At 53.5% G+C, this 654-nt stretch carries 1 rRNA gene; it reads left to right on the forward strand.

Going from position 1 to position 654, the window contains the following annotated elements:
- A 23S ribosomal RNA gene (locus HMPREF3130_RS04615) occupies positions 1 to 654 on the forward strand; the annotation flags it as partial.

The following is a 654-nucleotide window of genomic DNA, read 5'->3' on the forward strand; positions in this document are numbered from 1 at the left end:
GTAAGTTCCGACCTGCACGAATGGCGTAACGATGGCGGCGCTGTCTCCACCCGAGACTCAGTGAAATTGAAATCGCTGTGAAGATGCAGTGTATCCGCGGCTAGACGGAAAGACCCCGTGAACCTTTACTATAGCTTTGCACTGGACTTTGAATTTGCTTGTGTAGGATAGGTGGGAGGCTTTGAAGCGTGGACGCCAGTCTGCGTGGAGCCAACCTTGAAATACCACCCTGGCAACTTTGAGGTTCTAACTCAGGTCCGTTATCCGGATCGAGGACAGTGTATGGTGGGTAGTTTGACTGGGGCGGTCTCCTCCTAAAGAGTAACGGAGGAGTACGAAGGTGCGCTCAGACCGGTCGGAAATCGGTCGTAGAGTATAAAGGCAAAAGCGCGCTTGACTGCGAGACAGACACGTCGAGCAGGTACGAAAGTAGGTCTTAGTGATCCGGTGGTTCTGTATGGAAGGGCCATCGCTCAACGGATAAAAGGTACTCCGGGGATAACAGGCTGATACCGCCCAAGAGTTCATATCGACGGCGGTGTTTGGCACCTCGATGTCGGCTCATCACATCCTGGGGCTGAAGCCGGTCCCAAGGGTATGGCTGTTCGCCATTTAAAGTGGTACGCGAGCTGGGTTTAGAACGTCGTGAGACAG

This window comes from Corynebacterium sp. HMSC14B06, from assembly GCF_001807075.1.
In the GTDB taxonomy this organism is placed as follows: domain Bacteria; phylum Actinomycetota; class Actinomycetes; order Mycobacteriales; family Mycobacteriaceae; genus Corynebacterium; species Corynebacterium jeikeium_D.